Consider the following 17,519-nt stretch of genomic DNA (forward strand, 5'->3'; position numbering starts at 1 on the left):
CGCCATGCCTGCCTATGGAATGCCCGGTGTCAGCACCAGTCGACGTGGCGCCCGAGTCTTGGGTGTGGTCGTGGTGGTGCTGGCACTGGTCGCGGGAATCGGCTGGCGCATCGGTAGTGCCACGCACCCAGCGCAAGACCTACGAATTCAGTTACGCACCAACAGGATCGGTGACGGCGTCGTAGACGGCGCGGAGGTCCGGCTGAACGGGATCAAGGTGGGCAGCGTTACCGACATCACGGCCGAGCCCGGCGGTCAGCAGCTGATCGTGGTGTCGCTGAACCCATCCCAGCTGTTCGGGCTCACCGACAGCTTCGATGTCGACTACGCGCCGTCGAACCTGTTCGGCATCAGCGAGATCACCCTGAAGCGTCGCGGCGGTGGCACGGCGTTGCGTAACAACGCGCTGGTCGACCTCACCGCTGTAGGCCGGGTCAACGACGTCACGATGGGAAACCTGTTGCGCTCGTTGGCTGTCAACGCCAACGATGTGCTCACCCCAGAGCTGACCGAAATGCTCAATCGGGCCTCGGCCGACCTCGTCGCGTTCACGCCGATGATCCAGGCGGTGGTGAATGTCAGTCGCGCGGTGGCCGATACCCAGCGTTACCCGCCGTCGTTCCTGATCGAGCAGTACGCGTCGTTCTTCAACGGGGTGTCCAAGTTCGCCGACGGCACCGTCCGGCTGGTCTACGATATCTACAACATCAACGTATTGCGCAATGACCGTGCACGTTTCGATGTCGGCGTCGGGCTGGTGGTGGATGACCTGTTCCCGTCGATCTCGAAGCTCGGCTGGACCGCGAAGGACCAACTCGGCGGCTACGCCGACGCGTTCACCCCCGTGCTGAACCAGATGGCACAGATGGTCCCGAACCCGGCGCAGAGCAGCGCGGACATCACCGAACTGCTGAACCGGTTGAACCTGGCCTTCCAGGACACCTCGGCGGGGCCTGAACTCGGGGTAGCGGTCACCCTGCGCGGGATGCCGGGCCTGGCGGTGCCGCTGTTCGGCGGCCACGCGTTGCCGAGTACGCCGACCACCGACCCAGCGGGAGGTCCGCGATGAAAGACAAGTCGTCTATTCGTGGGATCGCTTGGCGCTTAACGGTGTTCGGCGCCGCCATGATCGCACTGCTGGTGGGTGTCGTGCAGGCGATCCAGCGACCGGTCGCCGGCGACAGCACCACCTTCACCTCGCTGTTCACCGACGCCAGCGGACTGAAGACCGGTGATGACGTGCGGATGTTCGGGGTGGCGGTCGGCAAGGTGACCGCGATTTCGCTCGACGGCAAGCAGGCCAGGGTCCGGTTCAGCGTGCACAGTGACCGGCCGGTGTACGACACCAGCCGACTGGCCATCCGCTATCAGAACCTGACCGGTCAGCGCTACATCGACATCAAACAACCAGATAGGGCGGGCAAGCTGGTCGCGGCGGGCACAACCATCGGAACCGACCACACCACCGGGTCTTTCGACATCACCGGCCTGTTCAACGGCATGGAACCGATACTGAAGGAGTTCTCGCCCGAAGCGGTGAACCAGCTGTCGGTCAACGCACTCGCGGTATTCGAAGGCGACGGCAGCCGAATCGGCGCGACCCTGCAGGCGATCGGAACATTGAGCGCCTATGCCACGGATCGGCAGGCCGTCATATCCGTGCTGCTGCGCAACTTCGAGCAGGTCGCCGATCAGATCGGCGGCCACTCACCGGAAGCCACCATCCTGATCCAGGGGATCTCGAAGGTGTTCGTAAACCTGCAGCAGCAGTTCGACGGCCTGATGGATGCCGTCGACGTCGCGCCACCAGTGCTCGGCGCGATCAACGGTCTGCTGGCCACGCTCGGCTTCACTCATCCCACCAACCCGGACTTGAACAACGATCTGCGCCTGCTGTTTCCCGACCCACAGGTCGCGCTCGACACGTTGGGCAAGCTGCCCGGCCTGCTGCAAGCATTGGCCGCACTCATCCCGGCTCGAGCCGACGGCGTGGACCTGACCTGCACACACGGCCAGGCCGAAGTGCCAGCGGCGGTAGCCGTTCTGATTCGAGGACAAAGGATCTCGATATGCAACAACGGCTGAAAACCGAGCTGCGCAGGGCGATCGACCTCCTGCTCGGCAACGACCGGCACGAGGGCGCGGCACGGCGCAGGCAGCTGATACTCGGCATCGGCGGCCTGGTCGCCGTCGCGCTCTTGCTGGCGGTGAGTGCGATCATCTATGTCCTGCCCATCGGAAAGTCCACCTACACCGCTGATTTGGCCGAGGCAGGTTCGATCAAGGCAGGCGACGACGTCCGCATCGCCGGTATCTCGGTGGGATCGGTGCGATCGCTGGAACTGCGCGACGATTCGGTCCGGATGACCTTCACCGTCGATCAGGGTGTCTTTCTCGGTGACCAGAGCACACTCGACATCCGGATGCTCACCGCGATCGGCGGACACTATGTCGCCGTATTCTCCGCGGGCACAAAACCCCTCGGCACCACGACGATCCCGGCGGACCGGGTCCGACTGCCCTACAGCCTGACCAAGGCCGTGCAGGATTCCGATCGCCCGCTCGCAGCGATCGACGGAGATACGTTGCGCCGCAACCTCGCCGCTCTCACGGCTGCGATGGAGAAGAGCCCCGGCTCGATCGAGCAGCTGACCGATGGCATTGCCTCGTTCGTCGATGTGGTGAACCGGCAGAACCGGGATGTGAATCGCGCATTGGACGTCGCCGACGAGTACCTGAGCATGCTCGGGCAGTCTCGGCAGGTGATCGGGGCGATGCTGACCAAGATCGGTCTGATGGAGACGACAGTGCTCGGCCGCCGCGATGAAGTACTGGAGGCGCTGCGCGTGGTCACCGAGTTGTTGTCACGGATCGCGGCGATCGAACCGGCCTGGCGCACCCACCTGGAGCCGTTGGCGGACAAGCTCGTCGAGTCGTATCCGGATTTGCAGCGACTCGGCGAACGGCTCGGCACGGTGGCGTCCTCGATCCACGAGATCGGCACGCGCCTACAGGGTTTGGCGGGCTCGCCAGGGGGTCTCGTCATCGATCAGTCCGGGCAGGCGATTTCGATGCAGTCGGTGTGTGTGCCGGTGCCGGGCAGGGGTTGCTGATGTTGCGAAAGTTCCTTGCGTCCCGTGGGTTCGTGTCGATCCTCGGCGGTGTACTCGTCGCGGTTGTCGCCGCAGGGGTGGCGTTCGTCATGCTCGAGCCGATGAAGAAGGTCATCGGCTACTGCGCGATCATGCCGGACGCCGTCGGCCTCTACACCGGCAACGACGTCACGATGCGCGGCATGAAGGTCGGCACGGTGACCGGCATCCGACCCGAAGGTCTCGGTGTGCGTGTCGATTTCGCGGTCGACGCGGCACATCCGTTGCGCGGCACGGCAAGTGCGACGACGGTCTCCGACACCATCGTCGCCGACCGCAATCTGGCCGTGCTCGGCACCAAAGGGGGTGCGGACTGGAATCCGAACGCGTGCGTCACCAAGACCGTCACGCCGAAGAGTCTCACCGCGACCTTCACTGCGTTGTCCAAGGTGGCAGACGAGCTCCAGGGCGGGGATGATCCCGCCCAGCGAGACCGGATCAAGCAGGCAGTCACCCAATTCGACAAGGCGACCGCGGGCGATGGGCCGAAATTCAACGACATCATCCAGGAACTGGCCGCCGCGCTGCGCCAGCCCGACGCCGCGATCAGCCATATCGGCTCGCTGATCGACAAGATCAACGAGCTGTCGGCCAGCGTGGCGAACGGATGGGGCAAGCTGCGGCAGATGCTCGACGGCTTCGCGCCGATCCTGCAGACCGTGAACGACGTGTGGGGTCAGGTCGTCGAGATCATCAACGCGATCGTGACGATCGTGCCGTGGGTCAACGACGTCACCACCAAATACGGCAGCCCCATCTTGCGGTTGCTCGATGACTCGGTGCCCTATATCCAATTGATCGGCGCCAACGTGGGCAGCGCGCAGCAGCTCATCGACATGGTCCCGGCGATCGCCGAATTGTTCCGTACGGTTACCGATCCGGCGACGCAGCGGGTTGCCGTCAGCTACGCGCCGCCGAAAGTGGCACTCGCACAACCGGATGCCGACCAGGTGTGCGCCGCGATCAACGCGGTCGCTCCTGGCCGTTGCACGGATGCGGCAGGCCTGGCGAAGGTCGACTTGGTGCCGTTCGTTCTGACAATGGGGGGTATGTGATGGACCGCTGGCGGCTAGTGCTCGCGACGGTGGCGATCGGGCAGGCGGCGTTGCTAGGGGTGGCCGGTTGCGCCGTGGACCCGGCCCGGCTGACCTTGCCGGGAGCGGGTGTCACCGGCCCGACCTATCCGATCCACATTCAATTCAGCAATGCGTTGAATCTGCCGTCACGGGCCAAAGTAGTCGCCAACGGCGCCAGTGTCGGTCGGCTCGATCGGCTCACCATCAGCGATCCGACGGCCACCGGGCCGGGTTACGCGACCGCGGATATCGCTATCCAGCAAGCGATTACGCTGCCCGCCGACACCAAAGTCCAGCTACGGCAGGACACGATACTCGGCGACATCTACATCTCACTGGACACCGTCGGCGCGGGGGACGGCAGTATTCTCCGGGCCGGCGCGACGATTCCGGTCGGACAGACCGAGCCCGCGTTGCAGATCGAGGACGTGATCGCCGGGCTGGCGACCTTCGTCTCCGGTGGTGCGTTGCGGTCGGCCCAGGACATCGTCGACCAGGTCAATGCCGCGCTGCCGAAGGATCAGGCCGAGACCGCGCGGGTGGTGTCGGTACTCAAGGATGACCTGATCGACGTGTCGGCGCATCTGGACCAGGCGGACGCGTTCCTGGCTTCGATCTCGGCGAATGTCAGTGCCGTGCAGGACAATAAGGTTGCACTCGGCGAATTGCTCAGCCCCGAGGGGGCGGACGCTATAACCCGGATCGCGGAGTCGCTCATCCGTGTGGTGGGTGTTGTCGGCGGCCTCGGCGGCGTCGCACACGCCCTGGTCTGGATCGCGCCGCTGGCACGTGCGGGTGACGCCGCCGCACAGGCTTTCTTGCCCTTGGCGCTCGCCAACGGCCGCCCGCTGAACCTGAGTGCGCCGTCCAACCTGAATCGGCTGGTCGATGTGTTGCACAACAAGCTGATTCCGTTTTTCGAACGCGGGCCCAAGATCGATCTGCGTGGTGTGGAGATCGAGGGTCCCTCGGGCCCAGCGATTCCCGCTGACGAGCAGGTCGACAAGATGATCGAAACCCTGCGGATGATCGGATTGGTTCGATGAAAGTGCGCCTTAGTTCAGTACTTTCGCTCGGCGCGATCGCGGCGATCTTCCTGATCGGTACCACGTATTTGACGTTCCAGGTCGCCAAGGTGGATTGGTTCGAGAAATATACGACCGTGTCGATGGAGGTCGCCGACGCCGCCAACCTGGTGACGCGGTCGCCGGTGCTGTTCTCCGGTATTCGGGTGGGGCAGGTGACCGCCGTCTCCAACGCGCCGAACGGGGTGCGGATCGACCTGCGGATCGACCGCGACTATCGGATTCCGGTCGACAGCACCGTCACCATCGAGCACCTGTCCGCGCTCGGCGAGCCCTACCTCGAGTTCCGGCCGAAGCATGTCGGCGGGCCGTATCTGCAGGATGGTCAGCGGGTGCGGGCTGACGTGACCCAGATGCCGGTGTCGATCCCGGAGATGGCCCGCACCGTCACCTCACTGCTGCAGCAGTTCGATCCGCAGGCGGTCAGATCGCTGATCCAGACCTTCTCGAAAACGTTCGACGGCACCGACGTCCTGGTTCCCGAACTTGCCAGGGCCTCGGATCTGCTGGCTGCCACGCTGCTCAGCCGCTCTCCGCAACTGAGTGCCATCCTGGCCAACGCCCAGGTCCCCGGACCCGACGTGGCCAAAGCCGGTGCGGACATGGCGGAGGCCGGACCGAAATGGGGAGAGTTCGGTGTCAAGGTCACCGACGTGGTCGCCTCGATCGAGTCGCTGCTCAACGCCAGGCCGGTGCCGGAGGCGTACACCACCGGAACCGGTGTGCTTCCCTTCCTGGACGAATTGATCGACTACATGGGCAAGATCGGCCCGGATCTACAGCAGGTGTACCCCCTGCTCGCGCCGCTGATAGCGCGCGGCGGCAACAGCTTTGGCGGCATCGATCTCTCCGCACTGATCAGCCAGGCGCTGAATGCGGTCAGCCCGGACGGTGCGCTGCGACTCCAGATCAACTTGAAATGACCCGAAATCCCGCTGAGCACAGCGCCGTACTTGGAGTGAACATGGCCGAAGAACCCGATGTCGCGGTTCCCGAAATAGATGAGGAGGCACCGGCGGAGTCGGCCGCACGGAAAGTGGCGACGCAGCCGGAAACCAAAGGCGGGGGAGCGGTTTCGATCAGCGTCGCCGCGCTGCTCCAAGGCGTGACGATCGCGGTGCTGGTGGTGGCCGTCTGCGTGCTGTCCGGATTCCTCTGGTCGGCCCGCAGCGATCTCGCCGACCACAATGACAGGGCCGCAGCCGATGCGAAGGCCGAGCAGGTCGCCACGGACTACGCGGTAGGCGCGGCCACGGTCAACTACCAGGACATCAACACCTGGGTCGGCAAGCTCAAAGCCGACACCAGCCCGCAGTTGGCGACCAAGTTCGATGCGACAGCGCCGAAGCTGCAACAGATCCTGGTATCGCTGAAGTGGACCTCGACCGCCTCGCCGATCACAGCCAAGGTGGCATCGACGGAAAACGGCATCTACAAGGTGAATGTGTTCGTCAACGTGAGCTCCACGAACGCGCAGAGCCCAGATGGTGCGCAGACTACGGTGACCTACAACGTGACCCTCGATAAGAACTCGGGTTGGCAGATCACCGATGTCGGCGGCGTGGGCGGTGCGTTGCCGTTGAAGTAGGCGGTTATTCGGCGCTTGCGGGATACCGGTAGAACCCTTCGCCGGTGGCGACACCGTGTTTGCCTTGGTCGATGTAGTTGTCTTTCAACCACTTCGCGAGGTTTCGCTGGTGATCGGTGCCGTTGGCGAGGATGTTGTAGGGGGTGTTCAGGCCGACGATGTCGAGCATCTGGCATGGGCCCGCAGGCATATCCGTGACTATCTTCCAGGTCGCGTCGACCGTCGCCGCGTCGGCGTAGCCGTCGCCGACGAGTTCGATCGCGCCCATCAGAAAGGGCCCGAGCAGCGAGTTGAGGATGTAGCCCGCCTTTTCCTTGTGGATCTCGACCGGGACCATTCCGATGGTGGCGGCGAAATCGACGACCGCCCGGAATACCGCGGGGTCAGTGTCGGTGGTGCCCATGACCTCGGCGATATTGCGCTTCCAGATCTCGTTGGCGAAGTGCAGCGCGAGGAACTTCTCCGGCCGCCCGGTGAAGCCGGCGATCGCGCTGGGCAGCAGGGTGGAGGAATTAGTGGCGAAGATGGTCCGTTCGGGCGCGATCGCACTCAGCAATTCGTAGGTGTGCTGTTTGATCGTGAGAATCTCCGGTACGGCCTCGATCACCAGGTCGGCGTCGCGCACGGCCGCGCCCAGATGTGTCGTCAAAGTAATTGCCGCCGCGGTCTTTTCGGCCTTTCCGTCGTGTGCTCCCGGCGCTTCGTCCCGGTAGATGGTCGCTAGCCCGGTGAAACGGTCGCGGGCGGCGGCCAGGGCGCTTTCGGTGATGTCGTAGGCGGTCACGTCGAATCCGCTGAACGCAGTTTGGTAGGCGATCTGCGAGCCGAGCACGCCGGTGCCGAGCACGGTCACCTTGCGGATGTTGATGGTCATGCGTTTCTCCTTGTCGACCAGGCGTGCTGATCGGGTAGCGCCCTGGCAAGCTTGCCGATGATCCAGCGCCATGCGGCGATCACCCGTACAGTACGGTGTACGTTATAGATGTAGAAGGAGAGAGTGGCGAATGCAACAGCAGCCCGCCGAGGAACCCCGGCGCCGCGCTTCCCGCAACAGCCTGAACCCGGCCGTGATCGTGACCGCGACCCTTGCTCTGCTCAGCGACCAGGGCCTCGAGGCGTTCAGCATGCGGTCGCTGGCCGCCCGGCTCGACGTCCGGCCGATGGCGCTCTACACCCACTTCCGCAGCAAAGACGAGCTGTTCGACGCGGTCCGCGACCAACTGCTCGAGCTGACACCACCCACGACAACAGGCGGTTGGGAAGACCAGATCCGCGCCATCGCCCACCGCCTGCGTGCGCAAATGCTGCAGCACCCGTTCCTGATCACGCTGATGCTGACCCGCCCACTGTCGGGCCGGGAAACCGCGGACTCGGCCGAGCTGATCCTGCGCGCGCTGCGCGATGCCGGGTTCGATCGGGAAACCACCACCCGCGCCCACGTCACCCTGCTCACGCACGTCCTCGGCGCGACCAGTTGGGAAACCCAGTGGGCCGCCCATCACCCAGATCCCGGTCAGCCCAGCATGTTCGACGTTCTACCGCGATCCCGCTATCCCACCCTGACCGAGCTGGAGCCCGAAATGCGTTCGACCGCAGGCGGTCCAGCCCAATTCGAATTCGGACTCGACCTACTCCTCGACGGCCTGCGGCACAAACTGCCGGCTAGTTGAGTTTATTGCCTTCGACCCCGCGTTCGGCTTCGACATAGCGGGCGGTCTCGCCGTTCACTCCAGCCGTGCGTGCGCCTCATTGCTCTGCACCCGACCCCACGTCACCGACAGAAACGGGAGATCGGCAACGAGATCGAGAGTGAACAGTCGTTCGATATCGTTCATCGTCGTCGCATCGGTGGAGCGGCGAAGCGGTTGTACATGAGGTCGCGGATGACATCCTCGCCGCCTTCGACGATGTTCACGTAACGTATGTCGCGTACGAGTTTTCCGATGGGGTGGTCATGGGTGTGGCCGAGTCCGCCGAACTTCTCCGAGCCGATGGTGGCGGTCTGCCACCCGGCTTGGCCGCAGTAGAGTTTGGCGGCGAGGGCAGAGCGAAGTGTGCCGATCTCGAGGAAGGCGTCGGCTGGGTCGGGGGTAGTCATGATGCTGTCGAATTCGGCTGCCGCCGCGCGGCATTGGTTGCGCATCACGTCGATCGGGTCGGGCGATTCCGACTTGGTGACCAACCTCGGCACCGGCCAGCTGTATGTGTACACCAACTCCACCTGCAGCGGAAGTCGGGCCGCGACAATCCCACCGCTTGGAGTCCAAACCGTCGTCGGCGTCAAATCGCTCGAAGACTTCTGAAAGTGCCGTAATTCAACTGAGCCCTTGGCGCTTCCATTCGGCAACAACACCTGCCTGGAAGCGTCAAGGGCTCATCGATTATCGGGTGGTTGTTCGCCCGTGTCAGGAGGGTGTACCCGCCACTTTGTTGCCCCACATGGCATGGATGGTTCCCCACATCAACAGTCCATCCCGGTAATCTGCGAACCCCGGCCTCGACACTGAGGTATCGGAAAGATTCCGGACAGCGAAATTCAGTTCCTCGAGCTGCCTGGCTCTGTTCGGCCTAGGTGACAGGAGGTGGCTGAACGAACACCACCGAGTCGGGAATCGCGCCTACGCGGGGCGGCGGCGTCCGCTGCTCGGGTTCCTGAGCATCTTCTTCAGGTTCGGCGCCAGTGACCGGTTCGTTCTCGTCGTCGGCTGGATCATTACCCATCGGAACACCTTCGCTCATCAGATCGGCTCCCCCGCAACGATTATTGCAGTCCAGGCCGAGTAGCGGAAAGGATTTCGAAGGCATCACCATCGGCCGCGTGCGTACGTTTGGCTTTCAACTCCCGAGATGCATTGCTGGACAAGCGGTCAGAGGGAATCGATGTAACTGGCCTCTCGCGAAACGCCAGCACCGGTTCCCCTGATCGGTCGACCAGCAACAGTTGGTGCAAGTGCCTGCCCGTCGGAAATGATGCTTGATGACCCGACACCCGTGTCTGCACGTCTGGAGTGTCGTTAGTTAGGCCTGTTGAGCAGTTCGATGAGTTCGGCTCGGGTGTCGGGCCACCGGTCGCGGCGGCGGGTGCCGCCGGTGGGTTCGAAGTGCTGGATGAACGCCAGCCCGCGCATCGCGTCGACCGCCAGCGAGCTCCGGCGAATCCAAATTTTCGGGTCGATGCCCGCTGGCGCGAAGGTGGCCAGGTGGGTACCGATGGATTTTGTCAGGCGGCTTTCGACTGGGGTGAGCACGTCGTAGAGCTCGGGGTCACCGGTCGCGGCGACCCACAGGTGCGCCCACACCGCGAAGATGTCGGTGCGCCACAGTGCCCACAAGGAGTCGAGTATCGCGCCGATTCCGCCTTCTCCCTCGGCCTCGAGCTGTCGCACCGACTCCTGGAACTCGGCTGTAGCTCGCCCGAAGATCTCATCGAACGCCTCGGCGATCAGTTCGTGCCTGGTCGAGAAGTGGTAGTTCATCGCGCCCAGCGACGACCCCGCGACGGCGGCTATCCGACGGGTGCTGGCTGCGGCATACCCCTCGTCCTTGATCACGGTGAACACGGCTTGGATCAGGGCGTTTCGAGTGGTTTCGCGCCGTTGCAGTTGGGTGCAGCGCGGCGTGGCTGAGTGCGGCATGATCTCCCGACTATAGACAAACGGGTCGGTCGACCTGTAACTTCCGTCACTATGTTTCGGGTCACTCGACCCGAAAGTGCGATTCGCCACAGAGGAGTGGATTCGTCGATGCGGAAGATTCTGCTGCGGCCGTTGGTGACTCTGTGCGGCGTGAGCTGCACGGACACATACAGCGCGGCAGCTGCTGTGCACGGCTTGAAGGTCGAGTTCGGGCGGTTGTCGAGCCGGCAAGCCAGCCTGACCCATCCGTGCAGCCGCCGGTAGCGAATATCGTTGTGGTGCGCGCAGTGCCCGCGATCACGGCGTGTGCCAGTTCGGATACGAGCTGCCGAGGAGGTGTCGGGTAGGTCACCTTCTCGGCAGTGCCGGTCTCGCCACCCGCTCAACGTCCGCCTCTGCCGCGTAGCCCACGTTTGTCGCGTGTCCAAATTGGCTGGCTGGCCGCGCTTCTCAATGCGAGATCTTGCCGAATAGGGTGTGTTGTCAGGTTGTGTGGTCGCCTTGTGGTTGGGGGTGGTCAGTACCCGTAGCGCGGTCAGGTTCGGGTCGAGTCAAGTGCGGCCAGGGTGGCGCGTAGGCGGGCGGCGGCATCGTCGGCGACCGGGTTGAGCGCGGGTTGGTCGGTGACCTGGACCATGAGTTGGGGATTCATAGCTTCGACGATGATGGTGTCGGGATCGGTGGGGTCGCGGCGGACCACGACATTGCAGGGCAGCAGGAGTCCGATCTGGCGGTTGATGTCGACGGCGCGGTGGGCCAAGGGCGGGTTGCAGGCGCCAAGGATGCGGTAGTCCTCCATGTCGTGGCCGAGTTTGGCTTTGAGGGTGGCGCGCATGTCGATGTCGGTGAGGATGCCGAATCCTTGGTCGGCCAACGCGGTGCGGGTGCGTTCGATCGCGTCGTCGAAGGTGGTGTGCAGGGTGGTCGACAGGGCTAGGTCCACGGTGTGTTCCGATCCGGGAGGTTGACGGTCCGGCGGCGTGTTGGGTCAGGCCAGGGAGAGGAAGAGTTTTTCCAGTTCGTCGATGGTCATGGGTGCGCGCTCACCCTCGGGGGTGTCGGTGAGACATTGGCGCAGCCCGGTGGCGACGATTTTGAATCCGGCGCGGTCGAGGGCCTTGGAGACGGCCGCCAGTTGGGTGACGACGTCCTTGCAGTCACGGCCGTCCTCGATCATGGAGATGACTCCGGTGAGCTGGCCTTGTGCGCGTCGCAGCCGGTGGAGTATCTGGGCGATTGCGTCGTCGTCGCCGATCATCGATGTGCCTTTCTCGAATCTCCGCCCAATATACCCCCCGGGGTATTATTGGCGGGAACCCCCGCTACGACAAGGAGTCCGTTGATGGCCGAAATCGACCTGTACCTCGATCCGGTTTGCCCGTTCGCGTGGGTGACCTCCCGGTGGCTGCTCGCCGCAGCCGAAGGCGGACCGCACAAGGTACGGCTGCGGCAGATGAGCCTGGCCGTGCTCAACGAAGGCCGCGACGTCGACGCCGACCACCGGCCGATGATCGACCGGTCACGCCGACTCGGCAGAGTGTTTGCCGCGTCCGCGGACACCGCCGGTCAGGGCGCGTTCAATCGCCTGTACGACGAGGTCGGGACGAGATTGCACGTACACCGTGGCGGCTTCGACACCGACGCCCTCACCGCATCACTCGTCGCAGCCGGGCTGGACCCGGCACTGTCGCACAGTCTGGACGATGCCGGGCTCGACGCCGCGGTGACGGCAGCGCACCGAGCCGGCCAGGATGCTCTAGGTGGGAGCGGCGGCAGCCCGATCATCGTCGTCGACGGGCACGGCTTCAATGGCCCTGTCCTGACCGAAAACCCTGGCGCGCACCACGGTACGGCGCTGCTCGAGGCGATCGTCACCGCCGCGACCACGCCCGGATTCGCCGCCCTGCAACGCCCCTACCACGGTTCCCCGAACATCGAGCGCACCACCGAGGCAGCACACTGATGTGCGCACCCGTCCGATGCCGCACCTGCGGCAAAACCACCTGGTCCGGTTGCGGCGCCCACATCGACCGCGTCCGGGCCACCGTCGCACCTGGACAATGGTGCCCAGGCCATGCGGCACCCGACTCGCGCGCGCCGTGGTGGCGTCCCCGAAAGAAATGACCATGCCGGCAATCAATGTTCGGAGTGGCACGCATAGTTCTGCTCGCCAGGCGTCGGCCTGCGGTCAGGCGCCGAGATCTCGGTGGTTGAACCGGTAGGTTCCCGCGGCGACGAGAATCGCCGAAACAACCAGGAGTACAACAATATTCACCGACTGGAAACCGTAACGCAGCGGTTCGCCGTCGAGGTAGTAGTGGAACGGGGATAAGTAGGCGATCCAGTCCAGGCCGAGCTGCCCGGCGAAGGTGTGGGCGGCGTAGGCGAGTACGCCGACGACCGCGGTGGCCGCGAATACGATGGCGCGGCGGCCGAACGCCGCGCCCAGCCCGACGGCGAGTGCACCGAAAACCACCGCGAGCAGTGCGACGTTGAGGCATTGTGCGGCGAACTCGGCGGGGCTGATCGTGGTGAGTTCGGCGCTGCCGCGGATGGCGAGCATGCCCAGCCAGAGGAATACGGTGATCCCGGTGGCGGCGGCGACCAATGCGCCGAAACGCTGCAATATCAGGGAAGTTCGGGTGATCGGGTAGGACATCAGCAAGTCCAGGGTGCCCGATTCCTCGTCTGCGGCGGTGGCACGGGCGCCGGTGGCCGCGCCGAAGAACATGGCGAGCAGCGGCACGATCAAGCCGAATACCGTCGATCCCAAATAGCCGGGGGCCGAGGCGATATCGTCCATGCGCAGTGCCTCGCGCAGTCCTTCGGGGACGTTCTGTACTTGTTGCCCACCGGTTTTCGCCATTTGCGGGTAGAAGCTCGCGTACATGACGGCGGCCACGGTGATTCCCGCGGTCCAGCCGATCAGTGCGCGGCGGCTGTCGCGCAGGGTTTTGGTCAGGATGGTGAGGGTCATCTCGATCGATTCCTTGTCGTGGTGTGGTCGGTAGGTCGCGGGTTCACGCGACGGGTAGCGCGGGGGCTTCGTCTCCGGTGTATTGCGCGTGGAAGATCTCGTCGAGGTGGGGTTCGCGGGTCCGCAGCGAGGTGACCCGGTGGTGTGCGGCGGCCTTGATGATCGCGTCGGGTGTGCCGATCACCTTGGCGCGCAGGATGGTTCGAGTGTCGTCCAGGGTCGGTTCGGTGATGCCGGGCAGCGCGCGGAATTGTTCGATGGTCACCGGGTCGGCGAACTCGATCTCGATGCGGCGCACCGCCGACGCGCGCAGATCGGCGACGGCGTCGAGGGCGACGAGCCTGCCGTCGCGCAGGATGGCGATGCGGTCGGCGACGGCTTCGACCTCGTCCATGATGTGGCTGGACATGAACACGGTCTGGCCGTTCTCGGCGGCCTCGCGCACCAGGTCGAGAAAGGTCTGCTGCAGCAGCGGGTCGAGCCCGGAGCTGGGTTCGTCGAGGATCAGCAGCTCGGGGGTGTGCATGAATGCCTGCACCAAGCCGACTTTCTGCCGGTTGCCTTTCGAGAGGCTCTTGATGGTCGAGTTAGGCTCGAGTCCGAGCCGGTCGGTGAGCTCGTCGATGCGTGGCCAGGGCACTCCGCCGCGCAGTGCGGCCAGGTAGCGCAGGCATTCCCGGACTTGCTGGCGTCCATCGACGACGAAGTCCCCGGCCAGATATCCCACGCGCCGCCGCAACTCGGTCCCGTCGTGCCGCGGCTCGAGTCCGAGCACGCTGGCTGTACCGCGGGTGGGACGGATCAGGTCCAGTAATAGCCGGATGGTTGTCGACTTACCCGCCCCGTTGGGGCCCAGATAGCCGAACACTTCGCCGGCGCGGACGTCGAGAACCAGGCCGTCCAATCCGCGCCTGGTGCCGTAGGTCTTGGTGAGGTCGCGGATCTCGATAGCGTTCTGCATGACTCAGAATCTATCGAAGTTTCAGAGATTTGTGAAGATTCAAAGTATTGGAAGTCATCGGGTAATGTCTGGCTACATGGACTCCACGCAGCAACTCCGCGATGCGGCCGAGAAGCTGGCCTTGATCCTGGCGCAGGGCGGCATGCAGAAGGCAACCGCCCGGGTGATGACCGCACTGCTCTATACCGAGCAGGAAACGATGACCGCCGCGGATCTGTGCGAGCAGCTGACTATCAGCACCGGCGCGGCCTCGACCGCGCTCAAACAGCTGATCCAGAACGGGCTGATCGAGCGAGTGCCGGCGCCGGGGAGTCGCCGTGATCACTTCCGGTTCGTGAATGGTGCCTGGGCAACGCTGATGTCGCAGCAGAACACGATGTACGCGGTGATGCGCGCGGCGGCTCAGGACGGGCTCGATGCGGTGCGGGACGGGTCGGTCACCGCCGGCCGCCTGCACGAGATGCAGGATTTCTACCGGTATATGGAACGAGAAGTGTTGCCGCTCATCGAGAAATGGCGGCAGCAATACAAGGTGAACCACCTCGGCTGATCGACCGCCGCCGGCCTCCGAGCTACGTCACGGAGGCCGGCGGCGATGTCGTTGCCGTCATCGATCAGGGTTTGCGGGCGATTGCGCCGACGATCAGTTGTTCGATCAGTGTCAGTTCGCTGGGTGTGGCGCCGTCGGGTCGCCATTGCGGCAGTGGCGTCAGTCCGGGCTCGATCAGCTCGAAACCCCGGAACAGGCGCAGGATTTCGTCGTGGGTCCGGAATCGGCCGGTGCCGAGGAAGTCCAGGAACGACTTCTCGAGTTCCCGCGCTTCGGCGCCGGTGTCGATGAAGTGGGTGATGAACAGATAGCTGCCTGCGGGCACCGCGTTCATGTAGGCGTCGACGATGCCCTCGGGGTCTTCGTCGTCGTGCATGTGATGCAGTACGCCGACGAGCATGACGGCGACCGGCTCGCCGAAGTCGATCACCTGCTGTACATCCGGGTGAGTGAGAACGTCCTCAGGGGTTCGCAGGTCGGCGGTGATCACTCGAGCCTGGTCGTGGTCCTTCAGTAGTGCCTGCCCATGCGAGCGGACCATCGGATCCTTGTCGACGTAGACGACTCGGGCGTCGGGCTGCAGCGCTTGGGCGACCTGATGGGTGTTCTCCATGGTCGGCAAGCCCGCGCCGAGGTCGAGAAACTGCCGGAGCCCGGCTTCGCCCGCGAGGTAGCGCACGCCGCGACCGAGCGCTGCGCGGTTCAGTCTGGCGATATCGTCGACCTGAGGCATGGTTTGCCGCAAGTGTTCCACGACATCGCGATCGATAGGAAAGTTGTCCTGTCCGCCGAGCAGGGCGTCGTAGACGCGGGAGATGCTCGGCTTGCTCTGATCGATCTCCGTGGAATCAGGACCCGTCATTACTCATCCTCTGCCTGGTCTATGTGCCGGAATCGTTCCGGGGCAAGGGTAGTCACGCCGTCGGTATTTCGCGCACGATTGCGATGATTGACGATGACCGCGCCACGGCGGTTGTTATAGGCTGTTGCGCAATGTAATTCATGATATAGATAGGGTTGTATAGGCGTTTATGTTCGCCTTTACGATTCCGGCCAGCCGGGAAACGGATCGTCCGGGGTGGGCGGCGGATCGGCGGGAATCCGACGCTCGGCGCTGTCGATGCCGACCGGGTTCGTCTGCGGGTTGGCGCGAGTCCATGCCGTGCACTCGTCGACCAAGGACATGGTGTCGGCATCGTGTGGCGTCGGCCCCCAGACCTCGGTGATGGCCACGCCGCTGAACACGTTGTAGCGCGGCGCGCGATGCGGTGGCTGCCCCGAAGCAAGCGGGAAGGTCGCGGATCGCCGGTGGCGGCCGTCGGGGAGGGTTTCCGCGGTGAATCCGATCAACCAGCCACGCCGCGGCTCGCCCCGGGCGCCGGGTCTGTTCCAGCGGTAGTGCGTGCCACCGTCGATCGAGTCCGCGACATTGGTGTAGTCCAAGCAGTAGGCGGCGGTGAATCCACGGCCGGTGGTCTGGAGCCGCATGATTCGGGCAAGGAAGGTGCCGTCCCACCGCAGATTCCACGTGCCTTGCTCGGCGCCGGGGGGATAGGCGCCACCGTCGGGAGCGGTCAACCAGTCGACCGCGGACACCGCTGTGGCGTACCCGGGGTAGGCCAATCTGTTGCCGACCGACATCGCCAGGCGCTTGCTTTCGGCGAAGGCCCGGACCACCTGTGCGTCCGGGGTGGTCAGATCGAGGCCGTCCGCGGCACTCCAGCGGAAGGTGTAGTCGCCGGCCCACTGCGTCGGGAAGGTGTAGTCGGCCGCGGGGACCACGGTCAGCGGCACGGTGCTCGCCGTTGCGGACGGAGTTTGTTCGGGATGGTCGTCGGTCCCGCAGGCCGCCACAATCAGCAGCACGGCCACCGCTGTATTGCGAACCGTGCGGCCGATCGGGCCCATCGCGACTCTTCCCTGCCTGTGTCGTTGTGCGCCGAGATGAAGGCCAAGACGCACGGAGGGTGATTATTTTCGCAGGTGTACGCCTGACTTTCAGCGTCAGGGTGCCGAGTTGTGATGTGGGACTCGCACCTGCAAGCGCACCATCGGTAGCGCGTCGACGGGCTTGCCGGTCGCTTGCTCGATGGTGGCCCGCAACTTTTCCCAGGCGATCGGATGGTCGCGGATGTAGTGCGCGAGCGCGGTCGCGGATTCGTCGCCGGTCATCGGCGTCGCGATCGCGGGCCGGTGCCGTGTCGTGCCAGTGGAGATCTGGACTTGTGGATTCGTTTGAATGTTGCGGTACCACTGGGCTTTCGTGCCGAACCCGGACACGATGACGTACTGGTCGGGGGTAGGCCGGTCGACCACCTCGAGCACCACATACCTGGCGTTACCCGACTTTCGCCCGATGTGTCGCAGCATCAACATGCGCGAACCGAAGAGGAAACCGAGCCCAGCCCGATACAACCAGATCGGCGCGCGAACCAGCCATCGAGTGCGCAATGCACGGGCACCGAGCTTGGTCGTCAAATTTCTTGTTGGCATTT

General features: G+C 64.3%; 21 protein-coding genes. 10 read left to right on the top strand and 11 right to left on the bottom strand.

The window, feature by feature from the left end; genetic code table 11:
- Positions 1–4: 4 nt before the first annotated feature.
- The 7 genes from AB0M22_RS21080 to AB0M22_RS21110 are packed head-to-tail and all read left to right on the top strand — an operon-like array spanning position 5 to position 6,901.
- Positions 5–1,069: an MlaD family protein gene (locus AB0M22_RS21080; protein ID WP_364729116.1), complete on the top strand. Its 1,065-nt coding sequence runs from the start codon at positions 5–7 to the stop codon at positions 1,067–1,069.
- A complete protein-coding gene (locus AB0M22_RS21085) occupies positions 1,066–2,085 on the top strand; it encodes an MlaD family protein (RefSeq protein WP_364729119.1) in 1,020 nt (339 codons plus the stop codon). The genes AB0M22_RS21080 and AB0M22_RS21085 overlap by 4 nt, the downstream gene beginning before the upstream one ends.
- Entirely contained in the window at positions 2,070–3,113 is a 1,044-nt protein-coding gene (locus AB0M22_RS21090; protein ID WP_364729122.1) for an MlaD family protein, read from the top strand. Before AB0M22_RS21085 ends, AB0M22_RS21090 begins: the two co-directional genes overlap by 16 nt.
- Positions 3,113–4,207: an MlaD family protein gene (locus tag AB0M22_RS21095; protein WP_364729125.1), complete on the top strand. Its 1,095-nt coding sequence runs from the start codon at positions 3,113–3,115 to the stop codon at positions 4,205–4,207. The genes AB0M22_RS21090 and AB0M22_RS21095 overlap by 1 nt, the downstream gene beginning before the upstream one ends.
- Positions 4,207–5,274, top strand: coding sequence for an MlaD family protein (locus AB0M22_RS21100; RefSeq protein ID WP_364729128.1), 1,068 nt, complete (start codon positions 4,207–4,209; stop codon positions 5,272–5,274). Before AB0M22_RS21095 ends, AB0M22_RS21100 begins: the two co-directional genes overlap by 1 nt.
- The gene (locus AB0M22_RS21105) at positions 5,271–6,236 is read left to right on the top strand and encodes an MlaD family protein (RefSeq protein WP_364729131.1); all 966 of its coding nucleotides are present in this window, start codon (positions 5,271–5,273) and stop codon (positions 6,234–6,236) included. Before AB0M22_RS21100 ends, AB0M22_RS21105 begins: the two co-directional genes overlap by 4 nt.
- Before the next feature lie 41 nt (positions 6,237–6,277).
- Entirely contained in the window at positions 6,278–6,901 is a 624-nt protein-coding gene (locus AB0M22_RS21110; RefSeq protein WP_364729134.1) for a hypothetical protein, read from the top strand.
- A 4-nt stretch (positions 6,902–6,905) separates the two neighbouring features.
- Here the strand turns inward: AB0M22_RS21110 and AB0M22_RS21115 are convergent, their stop codons facing one another.
- Positions 6,906–7,775, bottom strand: a complete 870-nt coding sequence (locus tag AB0M22_RS21115) for a 3-hydroxyacyl-CoA dehydrogenase (protein ID WP_364729137.1) — start codon at positions 7,773–7,775, stop codon at positions 6,906–6,908.
- A 130-nt stretch (positions 7,776–7,905) separates the two neighbouring features.
- Between AB0M22_RS21115 and AB0M22_RS21120 the strand changes: the two genes are divergently transcribed.
- Positions 7,906–8,571: a TetR/AcrR family transcriptional regulator gene (locus AB0M22_RS21120; RefSeq protein WP_364729140.1), complete on the top strand. Its 666-nt coding sequence runs from the start codon at positions 7,906–7,908 to the stop codon at positions 8,569–8,571.
- A 161-nt stretch (positions 8,572–8,732) separates the two neighbouring features.
- On the opposite strand, the gene AB0M22_RS21125 is transcribed toward AB0M22_RS21120, so the two are convergent.
- The 5 genes from AB0M22_RS21125 to AB0M22_RS21145 form a co-directional block, all read right to left on the bottom strand.
- On the bottom strand, positions 8,733–9,254 hold the full coding sequence (locus tag AB0M22_RS21125; RefSeq protein ID WP_364729143.1) for an acyl-CoA dehydrogenase family protein: 522 nt from the start codon (positions 9,252–9,254) through the stop codon (positions 8,733–8,735).
- Positions 9,255–9,469: 215 nt separating this feature from the next.
- Positions 9,470–9,712: a hypothetical protein gene (locus tag AB0M22_RS21130; RefSeq protein WP_364729146.1), complete on the bottom strand. Its 243-nt coding sequence runs from the start codon at positions 9,710–9,712 to the stop codon at positions 9,470–9,472.
- A gap of 203 nt (positions 9,713–9,915) precedes the next feature.
- Positions 9,916–10,536 carry a TetR/AcrR family transcriptional regulator gene (locus AB0M22_RS21135; protein ID WP_364729149.1) on the bottom strand — a complete coding sequence of 207 codons (621 nt, stop codon included), beginning with the start codon at positions 10,534–10,536 and terminating at the stop codon, positions 9,916–9,918.
- Positions 10,537–11,071: 535 nt separating this feature from the next.
- Positions 11,072–11,479 carry a DUF302 domain-containing protein gene (locus tag AB0M22_RS21140; protein ID WP_364729152.1) on the bottom strand — a complete coding sequence of 136 codons (408 nt, stop codon included), beginning with the start codon at positions 11,477–11,479 and terminating at the stop codon, positions 11,072–11,074.
- Between the two features lie 45 nt (positions 11,480–11,524).
- A complete protein-coding gene (locus AB0M22_RS21145) occupies positions 11,525–11,794 on the bottom strand; it encodes a metal-sensitive transcriptional regulator (RefSeq protein WP_364729155.1) in 270 nt (89 codons plus the stop codon).
- 84 nt (positions 11,795–11,878) lie between these two features.
- On the opposite strand from AB0M22_RS21145, the gene AB0M22_RS21150 reads away from it, so the two are divergent.
- On the top strand, positions 11,879–12,499 hold the full coding sequence (locus AB0M22_RS21150) for a disulfide bond formation protein DsbA (RefSeq protein WP_364729158.1): 621 nt from the start codon (positions 11,879–11,881) through the stop codon (positions 12,497–12,499).
- Positions 12,500–12,724: 225 nt separating this feature from the next.
- On the opposite strand, the gene AB0M22_RS21155 is transcribed toward AB0M22_RS21150, so the two are convergent.
- Positions 12,725–13,513, bottom strand: a complete 789-nt coding sequence (locus AB0M22_RS21155; RefSeq protein ID WP_364729161.1) for an ABC transporter permease subunit — start codon at positions 13,511–13,513, stop codon at positions 12,725–12,727.
- A 43-nt stretch (positions 13,514–13,556) separates the two neighbouring features.
- Positions 13,557–14,474, bottom strand: a complete 918-nt coding sequence (locus AB0M22_RS21160) for an ABC transporter ATP-binding protein (protein ID WP_364729164.1) — start codon at positions 14,472–14,474, stop codon at positions 13,557–13,559.
- Between AB0M22_RS21160 and AB0M22_RS21165 the strand changes: the two genes are divergently transcribed.
- The gene (locus AB0M22_RS21165) at positions 14,473–15,024 is read left to right on the top strand and encodes a MarR family transcriptional regulator (RefSeq protein ID WP_364729167.1); all 552 of its coding nucleotides are present in this window, start codon (positions 14,473–14,475) and stop codon (positions 15,022–15,024) included. The two genes, AB0M22_RS21160 and AB0M22_RS21165, sit on opposite strands and share 2 nt — an antisense overlap.
- Before the next feature lie 64 nt (positions 15,025–15,088).
- On the opposite strand, the gene AB0M22_RS21170 is transcribed toward AB0M22_RS21165, so the two are convergent.
- From AB0M22_RS21170 to AB0M22_RS21180, 3 genes are all read right to left on the bottom strand, one after another.
- Positions 15,089–15,886, bottom strand: a complete 798-nt coding sequence (locus tag AB0M22_RS21170) for an SAM-dependent methyltransferase (RefSeq protein WP_364729170.1) — start codon at positions 15,884–15,886, stop codon at positions 15,089–15,091.
- Between the two features lie 179 nt (positions 15,887–16,065).
- Positions 16,066–16,932: a hypothetical protein gene (locus tag AB0M22_RS21175; RefSeq protein WP_364729173.1), complete on the bottom strand. Its 867-nt coding sequence runs from the start codon at positions 16,930–16,932 to the stop codon at positions 16,066–16,068.
- Between the two features lie 96 nt (positions 16,933–17,028).
- On the bottom strand, positions 17,029–17,517 hold the full coding sequence (locus tag AB0M22_RS21180; protein ID WP_364729176.1) for a nitroreductase family deazaflavin-dependent oxidoreductase: 489 nt from the start codon (positions 17,515–17,517) through the stop codon (positions 17,029–17,031).
- Between the last annotated feature and the right edge of the window lie 2 nt (positions 17,518–17,519).

The sequence above is a fragment of the Nocardia sp. NPDC051756 genome, from assembly GCF_040681495.1.
Lineage (GTDB): Bacteria > Actinomycetota > Actinomycetes > Mycobacteriales > Mycobacteriaceae > Nocardia.

What these genes read in the sequence shown, in the direction of transcription:
- AB0M22_RS21080 (WP_364729116.1), top strand. Translation starts at nt 5, where the DNA reads ATGCCTGCCTATGGAATGCCCGGTGTCAGCACCAGTCGACGTGGCGCC.
- AB0M22_RS21085 (WP_364729119.1), top strand. Translation starts at nt 1,066, where the DNA reads ATGAAAGACAAGTCGTCTATTCGTGGGATCGCTTGGCGCTTAACGGTG.
- AB0M22_RS21090 (WP_364729122.1), top strand. Translation starts at nt 2,070, where the DNA reads ATGCAACAACGGCTGAAAACCGAGCTGCGCAGGGCGATCGACCTCCTG.
- AB0M22_RS21095 (WP_364729125.1), top strand. Translation starts at nt 3,113, where the DNA reads ATGTTGCGAAAGTTCCTTGCGTCCCGTGGGTTCGTGTCGATCCTCGGC.
- AB0M22_RS21100 (WP_364729128.1), top strand. Translation starts at nt 4,207, where the DNA reads ATGGACCGCTGGCGGCTAGTGCTCGCGACGGTGGCGATCGGGCAGGCG.
- AB0M22_RS21105 (WP_364729131.1), top strand. Translation starts at nt 5,271, where the DNA reads ATGAAAGTGCGCCTTAGTTCAGTACTTTCGCTCGGCGCGATCGCGGCG.
- AB0M22_RS21110 (WP_364729134.1), top strand. Translation starts at nt 6,278, where the DNA reads ATGGCCGAAGAACCCGATGTCGCGGTTCCCGAAATAGATGAGGAGGCA.
- AB0M22_RS21115 (WP_364729137.1), bottom strand. Translation starts at nt 7,775, where the DNA reads ATGACCATCAACATCCGCAAGGTGACCGTGCTCGGCACCGGCGTGCTC.
- AB0M22_RS21120 (WP_364729140.1), top strand. Translation starts at nt 7,906, where the DNA reads ATGCAACAGCAGCCCGCCGAGGAACCCCGGCGCCGCGCTTCCCGCAAC.
- AB0M22_RS21130 (WP_364729146.1), bottom strand. Translation starts at nt 9,712, where the DNA reads ATGGTGATGCCTTCGAAATCCTTTCCGCTACTCGGCCTGGACTGCAAT.
- AB0M22_RS21135 (WP_364729149.1), bottom strand. Translation starts at nt 10,536, where the DNA reads ATGCCGCACTCAGCCACGCCGCGCTGCACCCAACTGCAACGGCGCGAA.
- AB0M22_RS21145 (WP_364729155.1), bottom strand. Translation starts at nt 11,794, where the DNA reads ATGATCGGCGACGACGACGCAATCGCCCAGATACTCCACCGGCTGCGA.
- AB0M22_RS21150 (WP_364729158.1), top strand. Translation starts at nt 11,879, where the DNA reads ATGGCCGAAATCGACCTGTACCTCGATCCGGTTTGCCCGTTCGCGTGG.
- AB0M22_RS21155 (WP_364729161.1), bottom strand. Translation starts at nt 13,513, where the DNA reads ATGACCCTCACCATCCTGACCAAAACCCTGCGCGACAGCCGCCGCGCA.
- AB0M22_RS21165 (WP_364729167.1), top strand. Translation starts at nt 14,473, where the DNA reads ATGACTCAGAATCTATCGAAGTTTCAGAGATTTGTGAAGATTCAAAGT.
- AB0M22_RS21160 (WP_364729164.1), bottom strand. Translation starts at nt 14,474, where the DNA reads ATGCAGAACGCTATCGAGATCCGCGACCTCACCAAGACCTACGGCACC.
- AB0M22_RS21170 (WP_364729170.1), bottom strand. Translation starts at nt 15,886, where the DNA reads ATGACGGGTCCTGATTCCACGGAGATCGATCAGAGCAAGCCGAGCATC.
- AB0M22_RS21175 (WP_364729173.1), bottom strand. Translation starts at nt 16,932, where the DNA reads ATGGGCCCGATCGGCCGCACGGTTCGCAATACAGCGGTGGCCGTGCTG.
- AB0M22_RS21180 (WP_364729176.1), bottom strand. Translation starts at nt 17,517, where the DNA reads ATGCCAACAAGAAATTTGACGACCAAGCTCGGTGCCCGTGCATTGCGC.